A 22139-nucleotide genomic window follows, 5' to 3' on the forward strand; every position below is an offset into this window, starting at 1 on the left:
AGTGTGCCGTACTCTCGTCCTCAGTCTGGCGTCTAGGTTGAGGGACTCACGTGGCAGAGGCGGAGCGCGTTACCGGTACGCCGGATGTTCCGGATGTTGGCGACGAGACCGCGGCTCCCGCCGAGCGGTCCAAGGGGGAGCGCAAGATCGCCGCGCTCTTCATCGTCGCCGTCGTGGCCTACCTGCTTGACCTCGGTACCAAGATGCTCGTGGTGGCCAAGCTGGAGCACCACGAGCCGATCGAGGTCATCGGCGATCTGCTGAAGTTCGAGGCGATCAGGAACCCCGGCGCCGCGTTCAGCGTCGGCGAGGCGTTCACGGTGATCTTCACGATCATCGCGGCGACCGTGATCGTGGTGATCGCGCGGCTGGCGCGCAAGCTCTACAGCCTGCCCTGGGCGATCGCGCTCGGACTGCTGCTCGGCGGCGCGCTCGGCAATCTCACCGACCGGATCTTCCGCTCGCCCGGGGTCTTCCAGGGCGCCGTGGTGGACTTCATCGCCCCGGCGCACTTCGCGGTCTTCAATCTCGCCGACTCCGCGATCGTCTGCGGCGGGATCCTCATCGTGGTGCTGTCGTTCCGGGGCCTCGACCCCGACGGGACCGTCCACAAGGACTGACAAGGCATACTCGACGGGTGAGCTTTCCCGAGATCAGAACGCTGCCCGTACCCGATGGCCTGGAAGGCGAGCGCGTCGACGCCGCCATAGCCCGTATGTTCGGGTTCTCCCGTACGAAGGCGGCGGAGCTGGCCGCCTCCGGGAAGGTCCAGGTCGACGGCTCCGTCGTCGGGAAGTCCGAGCGGGTCAACGGCGGCGCCTGGCTCGAAGTGGAGATGCCCCCCGCCGCGGCGCCCGTGGAGATCGTGGCGGAGCCCGTCGAGGGCATGGAGATCGTGCATGACGACGACGACATCGTCGTGATCGTCAAGCCCGTCGGGGTGGCCGCGCACCCGAGCCCCGGCTGGACCGGTACGACGGTCATCGGCGGACTCGCGGCGGCGGGCTACCGGATCTCGACCTCGGGCGCCGCCGAGCGGCAGGGCATCGTGCACCGGCTCGATGTCGGGACCTCGGGGCTGATGGTCGTGGCGAAGTCGGAGCGGGCGTACACCCTGCTCAAGGCGCAGTTCCGGGACCGGGTCGTCGACAAGCGCTACCACGCGCTGGTGCAGGGGCATCCGGACCCGATGAGCGGGACCATCGACGCCCCGATCGGGCGCCATCCGAACCATGACTACAAGTGGGCGGTGACCGCGGAGGGCAAGCCGTCGGTCACGCACTACGACCTGATCGAGGCGTTCCGGTCGGCGTCGCTGCTGGACATCAAGCTGGAGACGGGCCGTACGCACCAGATCCGGGTGCATATGGCCGCCCACCGCCATCCCTGTGTGGGCGATCTGACCTACGGCGCCGATCCGACGCTGGCCAAGCGGCTGGGGCTGACCCGGCAGTGGCTGCACGCGGTGCGGCTGGGCTTCGAGCACCCGTCGGACGGGCAGTGGGTGGAGTTCTCCAGCACCTACCCCGAAGATCTTCAGCTGGCACTGGACCGGGTCAGGGCGGAGAGCAACGTATGAGCGGGGCGGCGGCGGGCGCGCGTGGGGACGCCCCGGCGGGAATACCCGCTGGGGCGGGGAGCGGGCACGGGGGAGACGGCGGCTTCGTGATCCGCCTCGCGACGGACCCGGCGGACATCGAGGCGTGCTTCGCCGTCCGCAAGGAGGTCTTCGTCGTCGAGCAGCGGGTCGCCGAGGACATCGAGTACGACGGCCGTGACGATCAGGCGCTTCAGGTGCTCGCCATCCGCGACGACGGGGTGCCGCTGGGCACCGGACGGCTGCTGTACGGGCCCGGCGCCGCCGACAGGACCGGCGGGGATCCGGCCGTGGGCTCGCTGGGACGGCTGGCGGTCACCGCGGCGGCCCGCGGCCGGGGCATCGGCGCCGCGCTGGTACGGGCCATCGAGGACGCGGCGCGCGAGCGCGGGCTCACGGTGGTGGATCTGCACGCGCAGTCGCACGCGCTGGGTTTCTACGAGCGGCTCGGATACGAGGCGTACGGGCCGGAGTTCCTGGACGCGAACATTCCGCACCGGTCGATGCGGCGTGTGATCCGCGGCGGTGCCGCGAACGCCTGACCGCCCGCACAGGGGACGGACGGGGCCCGGCGCCGGGGCCGTTCCGCGACCGCGCCGGGGCGCGTGGCAGGCTTGAGGTCCTGATCACCGATGGCCGCCATCGGGCTCGCGACCGTCGGAAGGCGCACTGTGGACCAACTGGCCCTGCTGCTCGTGCTGTTGCTCGGCGCGGTGGTCACGGTGCCGCTCGGCGAACGGCTCAGGCTGCCCGCGCCGGTACTGATGACCCTCGTCGGGATCGCCCTGGCGCTGCTGCCGTTCGTACCGAACGTCCAGGTGCCGCCGGACTTCATCCTGCCGCTGCTGCTGCCGCCCCTGCTCTACGCCGCCGTACAGCGCACCTCCTGGCGCCAGTTCGCCGCCAACAAACGCCCCATCTTCCTGCTCGCGGTCGCGCTGGTCTTTGTGACGACCGCGGCGGTGGCGGCCGTCGCGAACTCCGTCGTACCGGGGCTCCCGGTCGCCGCCGCGGTGGCGCTCGGCGCGCTCGTGGCGCCGCCCGACCCGGTCGCCGCGACCGCCGTCGCCGGTTCGCTCGGGCTGCCCCGGCGGCTGGTCTCGATCCTGGAGGGCGAGGGGCTCTTCAACGATGTCACCGCGATCGTGCTCTACCACGTGGCGATCGCCGCGGCCGTCAGCGGAACCTTCTCCTGGCCGGGCGCGGTCGGGTCGTTCGTGCTCTCCGCGGTGGTGGCCGTGCTGGTGGGACTCGCGCTCGGCTGGATCTCCAACAAGGTGATGTCGCTGCTCGGGGACGCGACGCTGCAGATCGGGCTGACGCTCCTGGTGCCGTTCGTCAGTTACGTACTCGCCGAGGAGCTGTACGGTTCCGGCGTCCTCGCCGTCCTCACCACCGCCCTCTTCCTCGCCGAACACACCGCGGACGCCGACGATGTGATGGGACGCCTGGCCGGGAACTCCTTCTGGCAGGTCGTCGACGTCCTGGTGACCGGTGTCGCCTTCGGCCTCATCGGGCTGGAGCTGCACAACGCCTTCGGCGCGGTCGGCGGCCGGGAGGGCCGGATGATCGGCTGGGGCGCGGCGGTCGTCGGGGTCGTGGTGGTGGTACGGCTGCTCTGGCTGCTCCCCGCGACCTGGCTGGCCAAGCGGATGCACAAGCTCCGCGACTACGACGAGGACATCCCGGTCGGCTGGCGCGAGACCGTGGTGATGTGGTGGGCCGGGATGCGCGGGGTGGCCTCGGTCGCCCTGGCGCTGGCGATCCCGCTGAAGACCGACGACGGACGGCCGTTCCCCGGCCGGGACGAGATCATCTTCATCGCCTTCGCGGTCATCGTGACCACCCTGGTCTTCCAGGGGCTCACACTGCCCTGGCTGGTGAGAAAGCTCGGGGTACGGGCCGACACGGACGCCGAGCGGGAGCTGGAGCACTCGCTCGCGGTCCGCGCGGCCAGGGCGGCCAGGCGCCGGCTCAAGGAGATCGAGGACGTCGAGGAACTGCCCGAGGACATCAGCGAGCGGCTCCAGCGGGCGGCCTTCGACGTCGGGGTACGGATCAGCCCCGACATCGTCGACGACGAGCGGCGCGAATGGGTCACGGGCCGGGTGACCCGGCTCAGGACCATGCAGCGCATCCAGCGCGAGATGATGTCGGCGGCGCGGCACGAGGTCCTCGCCGCCCGCAGCGAACCGGGTACGGATCCCGAGGTGGTGGACCGTGTCCTGCGCCATCTCGACGTCCGCAGCATGCGCTGACCGCGAGCTGCCGGCCTGGGCGGGCGGGCGTCTCCTGGTGAGGGAGCGCTCCGGCTGGTGAGGGAGCGCTCCGGGCCGCCCGGTCCCATCGGCCTCGGCCGGCCCGGTCGGCGGGGGTCCCGGCCGGTCGGCTCAGTCGGCGCGCGGCCGGCCGGTGTTCTCCTCGCGGCTGCCCGCCCCGGACGGATGCCTGTCGGAACGCTCCGGGTCGGGCGCGCGCCCCGGCTCCGGCAGCGGCTCCGGTTCTCCCCGGCTCTGCCCCGGCAGGACCGCCGCGGGCGCCATGCCGATCCTCGGCAGGGCGTACGGATGGTGCTCGGCCAGCCAGGCCAGCATCTCCTCCCGTACCGCACACCGCGCCGTCCAGATGTCGTTCGCGTCCTTGGCCGTCACCACCGCGCGCACCTCCATCGTGGTCGGTGTGGTGTCGGTGACCGCCAGATTCCAGTCACGGCCGTCCCAGGACGGGCACTCCAGCAGGATCGCGTGCAGCTTCTCGCGCATCAGCGGCACCGGCGCGGAGTGGTCGAGCTGGAAGAAGACCGTGCCGGTCATCTGGATCCCGCCGCGCGACCAGTTCTCGAACGGCTTGCTGGTGAAGTACGACACGGGCATCGTGATCCGCCGCTCGTCCCAGGTCCGTACCGCGAGGAAGGTGAGCGTGACCTCCTCGACCACGCCCCACTCGCCGTCCACCACCACCGTGTCGCCGATCCGGACCATGTCGCCGAACGCGATCTGGAAGCCGGCGAAGAGATTGCCGAGCGTGGACTGCGCGGCGACACCGGCGACGATGCCGATGATGCCCGCGGAGGCCAGCATCGAGGTGCCGACGGCCCGCATGTCGGGGAAGGTGAGCAGGATCGCCGCCACGGCGACCACGACGACGACCGCCGTCATGATCCGCACTATCAGCGTCACCTGCGTACGGACCCGGCGGATCCGGGCCGGGTCGCGGGTGGAGGAGGCGTAGCGCGCGTACGCGGACTCCACCACGGCGGACACGATCCGTACGACCAGCCAGGCGCCCGCGCCGATCAGCACCAGCGACAGCACCCGCCCGATCGCGGTGCCGTAGCTCTCGAAGATCCGCCAGCCCGTCTCACGGAACGAACCGCGCAGCATGGCGGTGAGCAGGACCAGCTGCAACGGCAGCCGGCAGCGGCGCAGCAGCCCCCACAGCGGGATCTCGGGGTGGCGCAGATCCGCGCGGCGCAGCACGAGATCGGTCGCCCAGCCGACGGCGAGGGTGAGCAGGACCGAGCCCCCGAGCACGGTCAGTGGGCGCAGTACGTTCTCCATGGCTCCCTCGTCGGGTGATGGCACGGGCTGGCAGGATGGTCCGATGGACATCATGCTCTTCCACTCGGTCTACGGTCCGCGCCCCGCGGTCCATGACGCGGCCGACCGACTGCGTGCCGACGGGCACCACGTGCACGTGCCCGACCTCTTCGACGGACAAACCGTGGAGAGCGTGGAGGAGGGCATGGCCCTCAAGGACAAGATCGGCAAGGAAGAGCTGCTGAGGCGCGCGGTCCTGGCCGCGGCGCCGTACTCCGAGCGCGGTCTCGTGTACGTGGGGTTCTCGCTCGGCGGCTCCATCGCGCAGAATCTGGCACTGGGCGACACCAAGGCGCGCGGTCTGCTGCTTCTGCACGGCACGTCCGACATCGCGGAGAACGCGTCCGTGGACGAGCTGCCCGTACAGCTCCATGTCGCGGATCCGGACCCTTTCGAGTCGCACGACTGGCTGACGGCCTGGTATCTGCGGATGCGGCGGACCGGGGCCGATGTGGAGATCTACCGCTACCCGGGGGCGGGGCATCTCTACACGGACCCCGGTCTGCCGGACTACGACGAGTCGGCCGCCGAGGAGACCTGGCGGATCGGGCGGGCGTTCATCGAGTCGCTCTGAACGTCCGGCGGGCCCGTCCCGCGGTCGCCGCGGGTCAGCGTACGGGGCGGTCCGCCCTCTCGACCCGCTGCGAGCCGGACGCGGTGCGGTAGGAGCGGGCCCAGGAGGTGGTCGCCCCGGGGTCGGTCCGGTCGGAGATCGTGTAGTAGTCCATCTGCGCCCGCTCGGCGGTCACATCGAGCACGCCGTAGCCGTGGTGGTCCATGTCCACCCACTTCACATGGCGGTTGGCGAGCTGCACCGCCGCCGTCGCGACCACGGAGAGCGTGCCCGCCGGTACCTGGAGCAGGTCGTCGAGATTGTCGGACGTGACCGAGGTGACCACGAACTCCGTGGCGGCGGAACGGGAGAGCGGATAGGTGGCGGCGGTGACCGGCACATCGTTGGCCCAGGCCATATGGATGTCACCGGTCAGGAAGACGGTGTTCTCGATCCTCTGCCGGGTGAGATGCGCGAGCAGCTCCTTGCGGTCGTCCGTATAGCCGTCCCACTGGTCGACATTGACCGCGAGCCCTTCCCCGGGCAGCCCCAGCAACTCGGCTATCGGGCCCAGCAGATGGGCGGGGAGGGAGCCGAAGGCGACCGGCGAGATCATCACCGAGGTGCCGACCAGCTTCCAGGCGGCGTCCGAGCCCGCCAGGCCCGCCTTGAGCCAGTCGAGCTGGGCGCGGCCGGTGATCGTACGCTCCGGGTCGTCCACCGCGCCGCTGCCGACGGTCGTCTGCTGCGAGCGGAAGGAGCGCAGATCCAGCAGATGGAGATCGGCGAGCGAGCCGAAGCGCAGCCGGCGGTAGACCGTGCCCTCGGTGGAGGCGCGGACGGGCATCCACTCGAAGTACGCCTGCCGGGCCGCCGCGGCTCGGTCGGCCCAGGCGCCTTCCGTACCGGGCGTATGGTTCTCCGCGCCGCCCGACCAGGCGTCGTTGGCGAACTCGTGGTCGTCCCAGATGGCGATCACGGGATGCGCCGCGTGCAGTGCCCGCAGATCCGGGTCGGTCTTGTAACGGCCGTGGCGGGTGCGGTAGTCGGCGAGGCTGATGATCTCGTGCGCCGGCTCGTGCTGCCGTACGACATCCTCGGACGCCGGGAAACCGCCGGTCGCGTACTCGTAGATGTAGTCGCCGAGATGGAGGACGGCGTCCAGGTCGGCGCGGGCGGCGAGATGACGGTACGCGGAGAAGTAGCCGGCCTCCCAGTTGGAGCAGGAGACGACTCCGAAGCGCACACCCGGGGCGGCGGTGCCGGCTGCCGGGGCGGTGCGTGTACGGCCGGTGGGGGAGACCGTCCCGCCCGCGGTGAACCGGAAGTAATAGACGGTCGCCTGGCGCAGACCCCTTACATCGGCCTTGACCGTATGGTCCGAGGCGGCCCGTGCGGTGGTGGTGCCCCGGGCGACGACGGAGGCGAACTGTCCGTCCTCGGCGACCTCCCACCCCACCTCGGTCTCGGCGCCCTTGCCGGAGCCCGGTACGGCGTCGAAGGAAGGGGTGACCCTGGTCCAGAGCAGCACGCCGTCCGGGAGCGGGTCCCCGGAGGCGACGCCATGGTGGAAGGCGGGGGCCTCGGCGGCGGAGGCGGAGCCGCCGAGAACGACCGGAGCGGCGACAGCGGTGGCGGCAGCGGCCTTGACGACCGTGCGGCGACGCGGCGAAGAAGGCGGAAGACTGGTCACGGACGAGGAGATTACTGACCAGTAGGCCGACGGGCAGGCGAATCGGGAATGTTCGCCTGCCCGTCGGACACCGGCCGCGCGACGGTCACCGCCCGGGGGCTTGCACCGCCGGGGCGGCCTCCGCCGGGGCGGACGGAAGGTCGGCCGTCCATCCGCCCCGGCCGCTCACCTGTCCGCCTGTCCGTGAGCGTGAATCCCTTTAAGCGGCGAGCGCCTTGGTGATCGCCGTGTTGAACTCGGCCACCGTCATCGGCGCGTTCTCGCTGCCCTCGGCGGTGATTTTGGCGCCGTCCATCTTGAGCGTCGGGGTGCCGCCCACGCCGCTCTTGTCGAAGACCGCGGACATCTTCATCGCCCAGGCGTCGTACGTCCCCTCCGTGACATCCTGCTGGAACGCCTTGTTGCCCTTGAGCGCGTTCACCGAGTCGGCCACCTCGATCAGATAGCTGTCCTTGGCGAACTTGTCCTGGGTCTCCTCGGGGTGGTACTTCGCCGAGTACAGCGCCGCCTTGTACTCCATGAACGCCTCGGGGCTCACATTGAGCGCCGCGCCCAGTGCGGAAAGGGCGTTCTTCGAGCCCGTGCCGTTGTCGGAGTTGTCGATGAAGGTCGCGCCGATGTACTTGATCCTGAACTTGCCGGCGTCGACATCGTTCTGGACCGTCTCGCCGACCGTCTGCTCGAAGCTCGCGCAGACCGGGCAGCGGGAGTCCTCGTACAGTTCGAGGGTCTTCTTGGCGTCGGCCTTGCCGATGACGACGGTCGTACCGTCCGTACCCTCGGTGTTCTTCGGGGCGACGACACTCGTCTCGTCCTTCATCGCCTCCCAGTGGGAGGGCTTGTTCGACTGGACGACGGCGAAGCCCACGCCGCCGGCTATCGCGAGGACCACGACGGCCGAGCCCGCGACGACGAACTGACGGCGGACCTTGTCCTTCCTCGCCTGGCGCTCGCGCTCCTCGCGCAGCCGCTCGCGGGCCGCCGCCTTGCTCGTCTTGCTGTTCCGTGCGCTCATGATGAATGACTCCGTGTGATGACATGCTTCCGCTGACGCGGAGGGACGGGGGGAGGTGCGGCCTGCTCGGACGCTCAGACAGAGCTGAGCGCGAGAGACGGCGGCCCCCGTCGTCCTACGGAGTGCACAAGGAGGCGGGTACGGGCGGGGCGCGGGCGGTCCGCAGGGCGGACCCTCCGGCGTACGGAGCCGCGGGCCGTGCCGACCACGGTGACCGCGATCAGCAGCGGCCGGAACGCGAACACGGCCACGGCCCGTACCAGGCCCGACAGCGAGGACTCGCCGTGCCGCAGCCAGTACGCGGCGAGCAGCCCGATCGAGACATGGGCGGCCAGCAGCAGCCAGGGCAGCGCCGGATCCGGGGAGTTCAGCAGGGTGGCCGCGGTGGAGTCCGGGGAGACCACGGCGGGCAGCGGCGCGCCGAAGGCGCCGCCGCACAGGACGTCGAAGCCGACCGAGCGGAGCGACCCCGCCACGGGGCCGCCCGCCGGTCCGTAACAGACGTGCTGGCCGCTGGTGAAGACGGTGTCCGCGGCCAGTTCGAGCGGGACGAGCAGGGCGGCTATCCGCCAGAAGCCACGCTCGCGGCCCGCCGCCGCGTAGGCGAGCAGAAAGACCACGGCGCTGAGCCCGGCGACCAGGGACAGCGGCACCGGGGCCCGGGACAGCAGCACATGTGAACCCGCGGACAGCGTCACGACCAGTGCCGTGAACAGTGCCGCCCGCGTGGCCCTGAGCCGCGTCCCGGATATGTCCATCGCCGCCGAGTGTGCCATGCGCCCCTGTAAGCGGCCCTTAAAGCCCGGCCCACCCGGCCCGCGGCCGGTCTTCAGAGGCCCCGCGGGACCGGCTTCATGAGCCCGCGGGACGCTTCATGAGCCCTGCGGGCCTGGACCTACGGGGCCAGCCGGCCGTTGCGGAACAGATCCACGAAGATCTGGTGGTCCGCCCTGGCCCGTGCCCCGTAGCTGTGCGCGAAGTCCACCAGCAGCCGGCCGAAGCCGTCCTCGTCGGCCGCGATCGCCGCGTCGATGGCACGCTCCGTGGAGAACGGCACCAGCGAGTGGCCGCTCTCGTCGTCCGCCGCCGAGTGCATCGTGGCCGTGGCCCTGCCCAGGTCGGCGACGACCGCCGCGATCTCCTCCAGATCGTCCAGATCCGACCAGTCGAGATCCACCGCGTACGGGGAGATCTCGGCCACGAGCTGGCCGGCCCCGTCCAGCTCGGTCCAGCCCAGCCAGGGGTCGGCATGGGCCTGGAGCGCCCGCTGCGAGATCACCGTGCGGTGGCCCTCGTGCTGGAAGTACTCCCGGACGGCCCGGTCGGTGATGTGCCGCGAGACCGCCGGGGTCTGCGCCTGCTTCATATAGATCACGACGTCGTTCTCCAGGGCGTCGCTGTTGCCCTCCAGCAGGATGTTGTACGAGGGCAGGCCCGCGGAGCCGATGCCCACGCCCCGGCGCCCCACGACATCCTTCACGCGGTACGAGTCGGGCCGGGTCAGGCTGGACTCGGGGAGGGTCTCCAGATAGCCGTCGAACGCGGCGAGGATCTTGTACCGGGTGGCCGCGTCCAGCTCGATGGAGCCGCCGCCCGGTGCGAAGCGCCGCTCGTACTCCCGGATCTCGGTCATCGAGTCGAGCAGTCCGAAGCGGGTCAGCGAGCGGGCCGAGCGCAGCGCGCCGAGCAGCGGACCCTGGGCGGTGTCCAGGGTGAAGGGCGGCACCTCGTCGTTCTTGGCGCCGGTGGCCAGGGCGTGGATCCGCTCGCGGTAGGCGCCCGCGTAGATCTCCACCAGCTCGGTGATCTGCGCGTCGCTGAGCGCCTTGGTGTAGCCGATCAGCGCGAGGGAGGCCGCGAAGCGCTTCAGATCCCAGGTGAAGGGACCGATGTACGCCTCGTCGAAGTCGTTGACGTTGAAGATCAGCCGGCCATTGGCGTCCATGTACGTGCCGAAGTTCTCGGCGTGCAGATCGCCGTGGATCCAGACCCGGCCGGTGCGTTCGTCGAGGAACGGACCCGCGGTCCCGCCGGAGCGCTCCCGCTCCAGATCGCTGTAGAACAGGCTCGCCGTGCCCCGGTAGAAGGCGAAGGCGGAGGCGGCCATCTTCCGGAACTTCACCCGGAAGGCCGCCGGATCGGCCGCGAGCAGCGCACCGAACGCGGTGTCGAAGACGGCGAGGATCTCCTCGCCGCGCTGCTCGTCAGCTGCCTCAACAGGTCGCGGGACCGACATCGCTGTGTGCCTCCTGGCGCATGACAATCGAGGGTGGGGTACAGAAGTGGGGGAGGGGTCCGACCGGAGTCGGAGCCCTCTTCCCGGCAACGCCTGACGTTACTCGTGAGTGCCCGTCCTCCGTGCCGGTCACCCGTCCTCTGTCAGTCCCGGGACGTAGACTTCGACGCTGTCCCCCCGAGACTGTCCGCAGCCGGGGGCCCGGGGGTTGCGTCCGGGAAAACACACAGTGCCGTACGTTCGCTGGAGGCCTTCACCGTGACCAAGCCGCCGTTCACGCACCTGCATGTCCACACCCAGTACTCGCTGCTGGACGGTGCCGCGCGGTTGGGGGACATGTTCAAGGCGTGCAACGAGATGGGGATGTCCCATATCGCGATGACGGACCATGCAATCTCCATGGGGCCTATGACTTCTTCCATCAGGCGAAGAAGGCGGGTGTGACGCCGATCATCGGGATCGAGGCGTATGTGGCGCCGGAGTCGCGGCGCAACAAGCGGAAGATCCAGTGGGGCCAGCCGCACCAGAAGCGTGACGACGTCTCCGGTTCGGGTGGTTACACGCACAAGACGATCTGGGCGGCGAACAGGACAGGGCTGCACAATCTGTTCCGGCTGTCGTCCGACGCGTATGCCGAGGGCTGGCTCCAGAAGTGGCCGCGGATGGACAAGGAGACCATCGCCCAGTGGTCGGAGGGCCTGATCGCGTCCACGGGATGCCCGTCGGGCGAGCTCCAGACGAGGCTGCGGCTGGGGCAGTTCGACGAGGCGCTGAAGGCGGCTTCCGAGTACCAGGACATCTTCGGCAAGGACCGGTATTTCCTGGAGCTGATGGACCACGGCATCGAGATCGAGCACCGGGTGCGGGACGGACTCCTGGAGATCGGGAAGAAGCTCGGTATCCCGCCGATCGTCACCAACGACTCGCACTACACCTACGCCGCCGAGGCCACCGCGCACGACGCGCTGCTGTGCATCCAGACCGGTAAGAACCTCTCCGACCCGGACCGTTTCCGCTTCGACGGGACCGGTTATTACCTCAAGTCGACCGACGAGATGTACGCCGTCGACTCCTCCGACGCCTGGCAGGAGGGCTGCGCCAACACGCTCCTGGTGGCACAGCAGATCGATACGGAGGGCTGGTTCGAGGAGCGGAACCTGATGCCGAAGTTCGATGTGCCGGAGGGCTTCACGGAGGTCACATGGTTCCGTGAGGAGACCATGCGGGGTATGGCCCGCCGCTATCCGGGCGGGATCCCGGACGACCGGCTCAAGCAGGTCGAGTACGAGATGGGCATCATCATCGAGATGGGCTTCCCGGGGTACTTCCTCGTGGTGGCCGACTTCATCATGTGGGCCAAGAACAACGGCATCGCGGTCGGCCCCGGGCGTGGTTCGGCCGCCGGTTCGATCGTGGCGTACGCGATGGGGATCACCGACCTCGACCCGATCGAGCACGGTCTGATCTTCGAGCGGTTCCTCAACCCCGAGCGCATCTCGATGCCCGATGTCGACATCGACTTCGACGAGCGTCGGCGCGGTGAGGTCATCCGGTATGTGACGGAGAAGTACGGCGCCGACAAGGTCGCCATGATCGGCACGTACGGCAAGATCAAGGCGAAGAACGCCATCAAGGACTCGGCGCGCGTGCTGGGTTACCCGTACGCGATGGGCGACCGGCTCACCAAGGCCATGCCCGCCGATGTGCTGGGCAAGGGCATCGATCTCAACGGCATCACCGATCCCAAGCACCCGCGGTACAGCGAGGCGGGCGAGATCCGGGGGATGTACGAGAACGAGGCCGATGTGAAGAAGGTCATCGACACCGCGAAGGGTGTGGAGGGCCTGGTCCGGCAGATGGGTGTGCACGCGGCCGGTGTGATCATGTCCAGCGAGACGATCACCGACCATGTCCCGGTCTGGGTGCGGCACACCGACGGCGTGACCATCACACAGTGGGACTATCCGAGTTGTGAGTCGCTCGGCCTGCTGAAGATGGACTTCCTGGGTCTGCGGAACCTGACCATCATGGACGACGCCGTCAAGATGGTGAAGGCGAACAAGGGCACCGAGCTCGATCTGCTCGCCCTGCCGCTGGACGACCCGAAGACCTTCGAACTGCTCGGGCGCGGTGACACGCTCGGTGTCTTCCAGTTCGACGGCGGCCCGATGCGTTCGCTGCTGCGGCTGATGAAGCCCGACAACTTCGAGGACATCTCCGCCGTCTCGGCCCTGTACCGGCCGGGCCCGATGGGCATGAACTCGCATACGAACTACGCGCTGCGCAAGAACGGCCAGCAGGAGATCACCCCGATCCACCCGGAGCTGGAGGAGCCCCTCAAGGAGGTCCTCGGCCTGACCCACGGCCTGATCGTGTATCAGGAGCAGGTGCAGAAGGCCGCCCAGATCATCGCCGGGTACTCCCTGGGCGAGGCCGACATCCTGCGCCGGGTGATGGGCAAGAAGAAGGCCGACGAGCTGGCGAAGAACTTCGTCCTCTTCCAGGCCGGCGCCAAGAAGAACGGCTACTCGGACGAGGCGATCCAGGCCCTGTGGGACGTGCTGGTCCCGTTCGCCGGATACGCGTTCAACAAGGCCCACTCCTCCGCGTACGGACTGGTCACCTACTGGACCGCGTATCTCAAGGCGAACTTCCCCGCGGAGTACATGGCGGCGCTGCTGACGTCGGTCAAGGACGACAAGGACAAGTCGGCGGTCTATCTGAACGAGTGCCGTCGTATGGGTATCAAGGTGCTGCCGCCCAATGTGAACGAGTCGCAGTCGAACTTCGCCGCGCAGGGTGACGATGTGATCCTGTTCGGTCTGACCGCGGTGCGGAACGTCGGTCAGAACGTGGTGGACTCGATCATCCGCTGCCGCAAGGCGAAGGGGAAGTACAGCAGCTTCCCGGACTTCCTCGACAAGGTCGAGGCGGTCGTCTGCAACAAGCGCACGGTCGAATCGCTGATCAAGGCCGGTGCCTTCGACGAGATGGGCCATACCCGCAAGGGTCTGGTCGCCCACCACGAGCCGATGATCGACAATGTGGTGCAGGTCAAGCGCAAGGAGGCCGAGGGGCAGTTCGACCTCTTCGGCGGTATGGGCGAGGAGCAGAACGAGGAGCCCGGCTTCGGGCTCGACGTCGAGTTCTCCGACATCGAGTGGGACAAGTCGTATCTGCTCGCCCAGGAGCGCGAGATGCTCGGGCTGTATGTCTCCGACCATCCGCTCTTCGGTCTGGAGCATGTCCTGTCCGACAAGGCCGACGCGGCGATCGCCCAGCTCACCGGCGGCGAACACGCGGACGGCGCGGTCGTGACCGTCGGCGGCATCATCTCCGGCCTCCAGCGCAAGATGACCAAACAGGGCAACGCCTGGGCGATCGCCACGGTCGAGGATCTGGCCGGCTCCATCGAGTGCATGTTCTTCCCCGCCACCTACCAGCTGGTCTCGACCCAGCTGGTCGAGGACACCGTGGTCTTCGTCAAGGGCCGTCTCGACAAGCGCGAGGACATCCCCCGGCTGGTCGCGATGGAGCTGTCGGTCCCGGATCTGTCGTCCGCGGGGACGAACGCGCCGGTCACCATCACCATCCCCACGGTGAAGGTCACCCCGCCGATGATCAGCAGGCTCGGTGAGATCCTCAGCCACCACCGGGGGAATTCGGAGGTCAGGATCAAGCTCCAGGGCGCCCGGAAGACAACGGTGCTCCGGCTCGACCGGCACCGGGTACAGCCCGATCCGGCGCTCTTCGGCGATCTGAAGGTGCTGCTCGGCCCGTCCTGCCTGGCGGGCTAGGCCGGATTCCGCCGCGCGCGAAGGCCACGGACAGAGACACACGCGGACAGCCGCGCACAGAGAAGGGGCACGCCCATGGTGGGCGTGCCCCTCGTGCGTCATCCGGGCGGGTCCGGCGCCGGTTCGCGGAGTGTCAGTTGTGGCCGAAGCGCTTCTGCCGGCCCTTGTGCGCGACATCCGTCGGCGAGATGTTCGACAGCTTCTCCCCGGACCGGTCCTCCATGGACGAGGACCCCGTTTCCTCGTTGCCACGCTGGGGCTCCGTGCGGTGCGGCTGCTTACTACTTCGGTCCCGATGGTCGCGATTCTTGTTCTTGGCCATGGTGCTGCCTCCTGCGGGGGATGAGTCGGGTCCAGGGCCGCATTCAGAGTCACATAGGCCACGAATGGCCGCATTCTGGATCATTGCCGTACGTAGTGGTGCCTAGTCACGGGCGTGACCGGTGATCCGCCACGCCGATGATCGAGTTCCGGACGTTAAGCCTCTTGCCGTCGGGCAGACTCGAAGCAAACCCGCAGTAACTCCCGATCTCCCGATCCCGAGGTTCCCGAAAGAGGGTGGAACACGTGGACCGCTGCGTCGTCCTGGTGGACGCCGGCTATCTGCTGGGCGCCGCCGCGAGTCTTCTCGCCGGAGAACCGGCACGTTCCCGTATCACCGTCGACCATGCCGCACTGATCCAGGGCCTGCGTGAACGCGCCGAGGCAGACACGGAACAGCCGCTGCTGCGTATCTACTGGTTCGACGGCGCCCCCGACCGGGTCCCGCAGCCCGAGCACCGGCGACTACGGGTCATGTCCCGGGTGACCGTACGGCTGGGCGCCCTGACCCGCAGCGACGGACGCTGGGCGCAGAAGGGCGTCGACGCCGCGATGCACGCGGAGCTCACCGAGCTGGCCAGAAATCGTGCCTGCTCCGACGTTGTGCTCGTGACCGGGGACGGAGATCTGCTACCGGGACTGATGTCGGCCAAGGAGCACGGTGTCGCCGTACACCTCTGGGCGGTGCAGGCCGCCGACGGCGACTACAACCAGTCCGAGGATCTGGTCGCCGAGGCCGACGAGCGGCGGGTGCTGGACCGGTCCTGGATCACCAAGGCCGTACGCGCCAAGGACCTGGGCGGAATCTGCGCCCCGCCGCCCGCCCCGCGGCCCGAGATCGCGGCGATCCTCTCCGCGCCGCTGCCGGAGTCGGCGCTCGCCGCGTCCGCCGAGCGCGCGGCCGAGGCGGAGGAGGGGACGGCCGCCCGGCGGAACGGCTCGGCGCCGTCGTCCGTGGAGCACGGCGCCGGCGGGACGCATCCGCCGGCCGTCGGCGGGAAGAGCGTCCCCACCCCCAAGGACCTGGCGAGCCTGCGCGGTCCGGGCGGGCAGGCGGCCCAGCCGTCCGCGCAGCCGCCCGCGAGCGCGACGCTCCGCTGGTCCTCCGACAAGGGGTGGGTGGAGCGGCCGGGGGGCGGTACGGCGGGGGAGCCGCCGGAGACGGCGTCGCTGCCGACGCTGGCGCAGCTCACCAGCGCGGAGCAGCGCTGGGCGGACCGCGAGGAGGACATCACCACGGTGGGCGGGGACCCGTTCGAGGTGGGGCAGGTCTTCGCGCGCCGCTGGATGGAACGGCTGCCGGACGCGGGCCATGTCCAGAAACTGTCGGTGATGTACCCCCGCGTGCCGCACCGGATCGACGGGGAGCTGCTGCGGTACGCGGCGCGGTTCGGGCTGCTGGCCCACAAGGACGACCAGATCGACGAGCACGACCGGTATGCGATCCGGGCGGGGTTCTGGCGGGAGATCGACGTACGGGCGGCGGAGACGCCTCCCGGCTAGGGTCTTTCGTTTGGGTCTGGCTGGGTGGGGGAGCGCCCGCCGCGGCAGCGGCTGGTGTACGCGTGGTGCCGTGGATCGCAAGGCGGAGGAGGGAGCCCACGCGGAGCGTAGGCGACCGACGACAACGCGGCGAGGCGCGGTGCCAGGGCACGCGAGCCCCAGCAAGATCCAAACGAGAGGCCCTAGGCCGTGTCTTCGAAGGCCTGGGGGACCCCGCGCGGGGGTGGGGAATTGTGACCCAGGGGCCGGGCGTGCGGCGGGACCCCGTATGGTCGTTGCTCGTGAGTACGGTGTGCGTGGTGCGCGATCTGGTCAAGACGTACCCCGCCGCGCGCGGTGGGCGCGGGGCTCCCGGGACACCGGAGGTACGCGCCACCGACGGGATCTCACTCGATGTGCGGCGCGGTGAGATCTTCGGTCTGCTCGGGCCGAACGGCGCGGGCAAGTCCACGCTCGTACGGCAGCTCACCGGTCTGATGCGGCCCGATTCCGGCCATGTCGAGATCCTCGGGCACGATCTGGTGCGTCACCCCGAGCGTGCCTCGCGGCTCATCGGCTATCTCGGCCAGGAGTCCACCGCGCTGGACGAACTGACCGTCGCGCTCGCCGCCGAGACCACCGGCCGGCTGCGCGGGCTCGCGCTGCGGGCGGCGCGGGTCGAGCGGGATCTGGTGCTGGAGGAACTGGGGCTCACCGGGATCGCGGGGCGCCCGCTGAAGAAGCTCTCCGGCGGACAGCGCAGGCTCGCCTGCTTCGCCGCCACGCTGGTGGGTGAGCGGCCCGTACTCGTACTCGACGAGCCCACCACCGGGATGGACCCCGTCGCACGGCGCGCGGTGTGGGCCGCGGTGGACCGGCGGCGGGCCGAGCACGGGGCGACCGTACTGCTCGTCACCCACAATGTGATCGAGGCCGAGACCGTGCTCGACCGGGTCGCGGTGCTGGAGCGTGGCAAGGTCATCGCCTGTGACACCCCCTCGGGGCTGAAGGAACAGGTCGCGGGGGAGGTACGGGTGGAGCTGGTGTGGCGCGAGCGCGCGCCGCTGGAGGTTCCCGAGGTCGCCGCGCTGCGCGGTTCCGCACAGGAGTCCGGGCGCCGCTGGGTGCTGCGGCTCGCCCCGGACGAGGCGCGCGCGGCCGTCGCCGCGGTGACCGGTGGCGCGGCCTTCGCCGCGCTGGACGACTTCACACTCGCCACGCCCAGCCTGGAGGATGTCTATCTGGCGCTCGGCGGGAGCACGAAGGGGCTGGTGAAGGCATGAGCGCCGGCCGCACGTACGGAGCGAACAGGAGCAGCGCCAGGTGAGCATCGTGCCCGTGGAGGCCGTGTCCGGGAGAGCCGGGACAGCGGCGGACCCCGTGAAGCCGGCGGACGAGGGCCCCGCGCCCCTCGCGCCCAGGGCGCGGCTGCTGCCCTCGCTCGCCGCCGTCTACCGCGCCCAGCTCTCCCGGGCCCGGGTCGCCCGGATCCCGCTGCTCTTCGTGGCCACGTTCCAGTCGGTCGGGATCATGATCCTGATGCGGGGTGTCGTCGACGGGGGCGACGAGGCACGGGCGGTCGTCGCGGGGTCGAGTGTGCTGGTCGTCGCGTTCGTGGCGCTGAATCTGCTCGCCCAGTACTTCGGTCAGCTCCGGGCGAGCGGCGGCCTGGACCACTACGCCACACTGCCGGTGCCGCCCGCGGCGGTGGTGCTGGGCGCGGCGGGCGCGTACGCCTCGTTCACGGTGCCCGGCACGGCGGTCACGGCCGTCACCGGCAGCGTTCTCTTCGAGCTGCCCCTCACCCATCTCTGGGTCCTGGTGGCGGTCATCCCGCTCTCCGGCGCGGCGCTGGCGGGGCTCGGCGCCGCCCTCGGGCTGCTCGCGCCGCGCCAGGAGCTGGCCACTCTGCTGGGGCAGCTCGGTATGTCCGCGGCACTGCTGCTGGGCGTACTCCCCGCGGACCGGCTCCCGGGACCGTTCGTCTACGCACGTGACCTGCTGCCTTCCACCTATGGGGTGGAGGCGCTCGCCCGTACGTTCGATGCGCGGCCCGACTGGGCGGCCGTCGGTCTCGATCTCGCGGTGTGCGCGGCCGTCGGGGTCGTCTCGCTGGCCGTGGCGACCCGGGCGTACCGGCGCGCGGCGGTCCGATGAGGCATCACGGGGCCGGGCCTGGCACGATGGCACAGTGACCGCACCTCTGACGCCGCCTCACCAGCCGCCGCACGAAGATCCCTGGCAGTCAGCGCCCGCCGGGGCCTCGCCCTTCCCCGGGGACGAGGCGGAGAAGGGGTCCCCCGAGATGAAGACCGAGGTGCGCCAGGCCGCCGTGGTACTGGTGGCGGTCGCGGTGTCGGGGCTGGCGCTCGGACTGCTGTGGCTGTGGCTGGCGCCGCGCGTTCCGCTGATCTCGGACGCCACGGCGGTCTTCCTCAAGGACACGGAGGGCGAGGAGGCGATCGCCGCCGACGGTACGTTCCTGCTGCTGGCGCTGGGTTTCGGCGCCCTCAGCGCGGCGCTGGTGTTCCTGTTCCGCAGGCGCGGCGGGATCCCGCTGGTGGTGGGTCTGGCGTTGGGCGGCCTGCTGGGCGCGGTGCTGGCGTGGCAGCTCGGCACCTGGCTCGGCCCCACGTCGGACGTGGTGGCGCACGCGAAGGCGGCGGGTACGGGCGTGACGTTCGACGCGCCGCTCGAACTGAACGCGAAGGGCGCGTTGCTGGCGTGGCCGGTCGCGGCGATGGTGGTCCATCTCGCGCTGACGGCCCTCTTCGGCCCTCGCGATCCGGAACCGGAGTGGGACTGGGGCCCGGCGTACGGGCCGGCGTACGGGCCGGCGCGGGACGAGGACGGTCGCGCCGCCTGGGAGGCGGGGAAGTAGTCCCCGCCTCCGCGGCGGGTCGCCTTCCGGCGGGGGGCGTGGTTCTGGGTTTGCTTCGGCTGGGGCGGGTTTTCGGGTGCGGGTCCTGTCCGCGTGACGGTCTGTCCTCAATCGCCGGACGGGCTTGTTTTCCGGCCCGCGTCGGGAGTGTGACGCGCGCTTGGCGGCGCGGGGGCGGCGCGGAGGCGGCGCGGGGGCGCCGGTGTGTGGGTGGTGCGGGTGCCGGGGCCTCCGGAGGTACATGTCCGGACGGCATGATTTACGGCGCGTGCGGGTCTCGTTGTCGGGTGCGGCTCGGTGTGCGCCACAAATCACGCTTTAGTGTCCGGACACGCACCTCCTACGACCCCGACCCCCTCCCGCCGGTGCTCCGACTGACGGCCGGTCCGGGCCCACATCGAGCCCGTCCGGCGATTGAGGACGAACCGGCCGGACGGGACCGGGTTGCGTTGACGTTCTGGTTGCGCACCGCCGCCGGCGAGTGAGCCGAAGGGGCGCGTCGGTGCCGAAAGGGAGAGCGCGCGCAGGTCCGTGAGGTACGAGCGGACCGAGCACGGTCGACCGTCGGCATCGACATGAAGCGCCCCGGAGGCGAACCGAGCCCTTAAAAAGTAGCGCCGCCGCGGGCGATGGGGGCCAGGGTTGCCGTGGTGAGGGTTGCCAGGTCCTTGGGGGACAGTTCGACCTCCAGGCCCCGGCGGCCCGCCGAGACGCAGATGGTGGGGTGGGACTCGGCCGAGGCGTCCAGGACCGTACGGAGCCGCTTGCGCTGGCCCAGTGGGGAGATGCCGCCGCGTACGTAACCCGTCGTACGTTCCGCCGCCGCCGGGTCCGCCATGGCCGCGCGCTTGCCGCCGACCGCCGCCGCGAGGGCCTTGAGGTCCAGTGAACCGGCGACCGGGACGACGGCCACGGTCAGTTCGCCGTCGACGTCCGCGACCAGGGTCTTGAAGACGCGGTCCGGGGAGACGCCCAGCGCCTCGGCCGCCTCCTCGCCGTAGGACGCGGACGCGGGGTCGTGTTCGTACGCGTGCAGGGTGTACGCCGTGCCCGCCGCGGTCAGGGCGACCGTCGCCGGGGTGCCGCCGGACTGCTGCTTCTTGGACTTCTTCGCCAAGGCGTCCATTCCTCGCGTTAGTTGGGGCTGGATGGCGTGTGGGTCAGCGTCACCGCGGGCAGGGAGGGCAGATGGCGGATCACAGCCGTCTCGGACCGCAGCAGTTTCAGCTCCTCGCGCAGCCGGGTCGCGATGTCCGGTGCCTCCAGCAGCCGCTGCTTCGCCGGGGTGTCGAGGACGGCCGCCGCGGCGACCAGATAGGACACCACCGAGGGCTCGTCCGGGAGTTCGTCGCTCCTGGAGAGTGAGCGCTCGCGCGCGCCCGCCAACCGCTTCTGGTAGCCGCGGAACGCCCGCAGGACGCCTTCGGCGAGGGCGCGTGCGCCGTCGCCCGCCTCTTCGGGGAGATCCTCCAGTTCGGCTGTCAGATACGGGCCGCTCGCGTCGACCGAGAGCAGTCGGACGCGGGTGGTGCCGGTGGCCACCACCTCGAAGCTGCCGTCGGGGCGTTCACGGATCGTCGCCGCGTCCGCGACGCAGCCCACCGGGTGGAAGGCGTCGAGGGGTTCGGGGCCGAAGCCGGCGGCCGGTCCGCGCTGGGGCAGGGACGTCGAGTCCGGCATGCCCGGCAAGGTCGGCGCGACCTCGTGCCCGTCGCGGATGGCGACCACGGCGAAGCGGCGCGGCTCGGACTCGTCCGTCTTGAGCAGCTCACGCATCATCGCGCGATAGCGCTCCTCGAAGACGTTCAGGGGCAGGACGAGGCCCGGGAACAGCACCGCGTTCAGCGGGAAGAGAGGGAGGCGTGCGGTGGTCACAACGGTCAAGCGTAATGGCCGCGGGGCGGTCTCCGTTCTGCTCTGCCCCGCAAAGGCGTCGCCGAGGCCACCTGGATCCGCGCGCGGTCGCGCGTTTCCAGGAACTGGCCCAGCGGATCGTCGGTGAAACAGGTCCACGGGAAGGACGTCGCGTACGGTCCGATCAGGCGGAACTGTTCCAGCGCCTCGTTCCAGCGCCCCCGCTCCGCCAGTACGTACACCAGCAGATTGCGCACCTCGGCCGGCCAGGGATCGCACGCGGCGTACTCGGCGGAGACCGTGATCGCGAGGTCGGCGGCGGCGTCGACACGGTCCATCTGTACGGAGGTGAGCTCTCCGCCGAGCAGTTGGGTGAAGGCGGCCCGTAGCGGCAGCGCGCGTACGAGCGAGCCCGGGAGCGCGTCGTACGCCGCCTGCTCGGCGAAGTCGAAGCACTCGCGGTGCGAGCCGTACCACTGGGCCGAGAGGTACTGGAGTGCCGAGACATGGCAGCCGTAGTGGTGCGAGGAGCGGCGTACGGCCTGTTCCCACAGCGTCTCGAAGGCGGAGTGCGTGGCGTGGGTGCCACGAGCGTGGTCGAGCGCGACGCGCCACGGCACCGGGTCGCGGGGATCGCCGTCGGCCGCGGCGTCGATCAGCGGGCCCGTCTCACGCAGCCGTTCGGCACGGGCGGGCGACTCCCATGCTCTGCGGATGGCGAGTTCGGCCTTGACGAGCAGCGCGTCGGGATCGCGGGGCGCGGTACGGAGCCAGGCGGTCAGCCAGGCGTCACGGCCGTGGGCGAAGGCCGCCAGCCGCATCACATAGCGGTCGCGGTTCTCCCACTCGGCCGATTCCCGGGTGGTCGCCAGCAGCTTCGCGGCCTGCTCGTACTCGCCGAGCGCGGCGGAGACCAGTGCGGGGCCGAGCCGGTCGTCCGGGGCGTCGAGCAGCACCGCGTCGTCCGGCGGCAGCCCGGCGCTGAGCTGCGGGGTGTGCCGGACCATACGCGCGGTGCTGATCAGGGCGCGAAGCAATGACATGGTGCGGACCATTGAAAACCGCAGGTGGCGGAGGCGCCAGGGGGCTGCTGTGAAGCTTTGGTAGGGGG

The 22139-nt window shown here is 70.3% G+C and carries 18 protein-coding genes and 1 pseudogene; 10 read left to right on the forward strand and 9 right to left on the reverse strand.

Annotated features, from left to right (window positions below; translation table 11 throughout):
• Positions 1-50 precede the first annotated feature (50 nt).
• From lspA to OG214_RS28680, 4 genes are all read left to right on the forward strand, one after another.
• Complete coding sequence (gene lspA, locus OG214_RS28665; RefSeq protein ID WP_363084815.1) at positions 51-620, forward strand: signal peptidase II; 570 nt, start codon at positions 51-53, stop codon at positions 618-620.
• Between the two features lie 17 nt (positions 621-637).
• Positions 638-1579 (forward strand): RluA family pseudouridine synthase, encoded by a 942-nt coding sequence (locus tag OG214_RS28670; protein WP_405986370.1) that lies wholly within the window; start codon positions 638-640, stop codon positions 1577-1579.
• The gene (locus tag OG214_RS28675) at positions 1576-2139 is read left to right on the forward strand and encodes a GNAT family N-acetyltransferase (protein ID WP_405986371.1); all 564 of its coding nucleotides are present in this window, start codon (positions 1576-1578) and stop codon (positions 2137-2139) included. The genes OG214_RS28670 and OG214_RS28675 overlap by 4 nt, the downstream gene beginning before the upstream one ends.
• A gap of 129 nt (positions 2140-2268) precedes the next feature.
• On the forward strand, positions 2269-3855 hold the full coding sequence (locus tag OG214_RS28680) for a Na+/H+ antiporter (protein ID WP_363084818.1): 1587 nt from the start codon (positions 2269-2271) through the stop codon (positions 3853-3855).
• Positions 3856-3987: 132 nt separating this feature from the next.
• Here OG214_RS28680 and OG214_RS28685 read toward each other — a convergent pair whose 3' ends face one another.
• Entirely contained in the window at positions 3988-5157 is a 1170-nt protein-coding gene (locus tag OG214_RS28685) for a mechanosensitive ion channel family protein (protein ID WP_405987643.1), read from the reverse strand.
• A 43-nt stretch (positions 5158-5200) separates the two neighbouring features.
• Between OG214_RS28685 and OG214_RS28690 the strand changes: the two genes are divergently transcribed.
• Positions 5201-5770, forward strand: coding sequence for a dienelactone hydrolase family protein (locus OG214_RS28690; protein WP_383039990.1), 570 nt, complete (start codon positions 5201-5203; stop codon positions 5768-5770).
• 34 nt (positions 5771-5804) lie between these two features.
• On the opposite strand, the gene OG214_RS28695 is transcribed toward OG214_RS28690, so the two are convergent.
• The 4 genes from OG214_RS28695 to OG214_RS28710 all read right to left on the reverse strand — a co-directional run bounded on the left by OG214_RS28695 (position 5805) and on the right by OG214_RS28710 (position 10693).
• On the reverse strand, positions 5805-7442 hold the full coding sequence (locus OG214_RS28695) for an alkaline phosphatase D family protein (RefSeq protein ID WP_405986372.1): 1638 nt from the start codon (positions 7440-7442) through the stop codon (positions 5805-5807).
• A 199-nt stretch (positions 7443-7641) separates the two neighbouring features.
• Positions 7642-8457, reverse strand: coding sequence for a DsbA family protein (locus tag OG214_RS28700; RefSeq protein ID WP_363084340.1), 816 nt, complete (start codon positions 8455-8457; stop codon positions 7642-7644).
• A gap of 74 nt (positions 8458-8531) precedes the next feature.
• Entirely contained in the window at positions 8532-9215 is a 684-nt protein-coding gene (locus OG214_RS28705; protein ID WP_365902381.1) for a hypothetical protein, read from the reverse strand.
• Between the two features lie 137 nt (positions 9216-9352).
• Positions 9353-10693, reverse strand: a complete 1341-nt coding sequence (locus OG214_RS28710) for a DUF2252 domain-containing protein (protein ID WP_405986373.1) — start codon at positions 10691-10693, stop codon at positions 9353-9355.
• Between the two features lie 258 nt (positions 10694-10951).
• On the opposite strand from OG214_RS28710, the pseudogene dnaE reads away from it, so the two are divergent.
• Positions 10952-14490: pseudogene (gene dnaE, locus OG214_RS28715) on the forward strand (DNA polymerase III subunit alpha).
• A 133-nt stretch (positions 14491-14623) separates the two neighbouring features.
• Here the strand turns inward: dnaE and OG214_RS28720 are convergent.
• The gene (locus OG214_RS28720; protein WP_363084336.1) at positions 14624-14812 is read right to left on the reverse strand and encodes a hypothetical protein; all 189 of its coding nucleotides are present in this window, start codon (positions 14810-14812) and stop codon (positions 14624-14626) included.
• A gap of 236 nt (positions 14813-15048) precedes the next feature.
• Between OG214_RS28720 and OG214_RS28725 the strand changes: the two genes are divergently transcribed.
• The 4 genes from OG214_RS28725 to OG214_RS28740 all read left to right on the forward strand — a co-directional run bounded on the left by OG214_RS28725 (position 15049) and on the right by OG214_RS28740 (position 19174).
• Positions 15049-16314, forward strand: a complete 1266-nt coding sequence (locus tag OG214_RS28725; protein ID WP_363084335.1) for an NYN domain-containing protein — start codon at positions 15049-15051, stop codon at positions 16312-16314.
• A 290-nt stretch (positions 16315-16604) separates the two neighbouring features.
• Positions 16605-17576: an ABC transporter ATP-binding protein gene (locus OG214_RS28730; RefSeq protein ID WP_405987644.1), complete on the forward strand. Its 972-nt coding sequence runs from the start codon at positions 16605-16607 to the stop codon at positions 17574-17576.
• Between the two features lie 40 nt (positions 17577-17616).
• On the forward strand, positions 17617-18450 hold the full coding sequence (locus tag OG214_RS28735; RefSeq protein ID WP_405986374.1) for an ABC transporter permease: 834 nt from the start codon (positions 17617-17619) through the stop codon (positions 18448-18450).
• 34 nt (positions 18451-18484) lie between these two features.
• Positions 18485-19174, forward strand: a complete 690-nt coding sequence (locus tag OG214_RS28740) for a hypothetical protein (RefSeq protein WP_405986375.1) — start codon at positions 18485-18487, stop codon at positions 19172-19174.
• 604 nt (positions 19175-19778) lie between these two features.
• On the opposite strand, the gene ybaK is transcribed toward OG214_RS28740, so the two are convergent.
• Genes ybaK through OG214_RS28755 form a run of 3 tightly spaced genes read right to left on the reverse strand, consistent with a single transcriptional unit; the run spans position 19779 to position 22083 of the window.
• Positions 19779-20291 (reverse strand): Cys-tRNA(Pro) deacylase, encoded by a 513-nt coding sequence (ybaK, locus tag OG214_RS28745; RefSeq protein WP_382865207.1) that lies wholly within the window; start codon positions 20289-20291, stop codon positions 19779-19781.
• A gap of 17 nt (positions 20292-20308) precedes the next feature.
• On the reverse strand, positions 20309-21049 hold the full coding sequence (locus tag OG214_RS28750) for an LON peptidase substrate-binding domain-containing protein (RefSeq protein WP_405986376.1): 741 nt from the start codon (positions 21047-21049) through the stop codon (positions 20309-20311).
• Positions 21050-21054: 5 nt separating this feature from the next.
• Entirely contained in the window at positions 21055-22083 is a 1029-nt protein-coding gene (locus OG214_RS28755) for a hypothetical protein (protein ID WP_405986377.1), read from the reverse strand.
• Between the last annotated feature and the right edge of the window lie 56 nt (positions 22084-22139).

This window comes from Streptomyces sp. NBC_00872 (assembly GCF_045161915.1).
GTDB lineage: Bacteria > Actinomycetota > Actinomycetes > Streptomycetales > Streptomycetaceae > Streptomyces.